Consider the following 481-nt stretch of genomic DNA (forward strand, 5'->3'; position numbering starts at 1 on the left):
GCTGGGGCACTCCCGGGTCGTGACGGTCGGGTTCTCCATGGGCGGGTCCGTGGTGCTGCGGCACGGCGCTCTGTATACGGACGGCTCCGAGGGGGATTTCGATGCGCGGGGGGCGTCCGTTCGTGTACCGGTGCGCGAACGGCGCGCGGAGGAGCGCTCGGGGGCGCACTCCGGAGCCCACGCCGACGCGGTGGTCTCGGTCAGCTCTCCGGCCCGCTGGTACTACCGGGGTACGGCCCCGATGCGCCGCCTGCACTGGGTGGTCACCCGGCCCTCGGGGCGGCTTGTCGGGCGGTACGGATTCCGGACCCGGATCGCCACCGACGACTGGGACCCCGTCCCGCTCTCCCCGGTCGCGGCGGTCCCGCTCATCGCCCCGGCCCCGCTGCTGCTCGTGCACGGCGACCGCGACCCGTACTTCCCGCTGGACCACCCGAGGATGCTGGCGGGGGCGGCGGGGCCGGGCGGGGCGGAACTGTGG

The 481-nt window shown here is 75.5% G+C and carries 1 pseudogene; it reads left to right on the forward strand.

Annotation, left to right across the window (positions count from 1 at the left end):
• A pseudogene (locus RM572_RS28900) lies at positions 1-481 on the forward strand (alpha/beta hydrolase); the annotation flags it as partial.

It is taken from the genome of Streptomyces hazeniae (genome assembly GCF_031845485.1).
Classification (GTDB): Bacteria; Actinomycetota; Actinomycetes; order Streptomycetales; family Streptomycetaceae; genus Streptomyces; species Streptomyces hazeniae.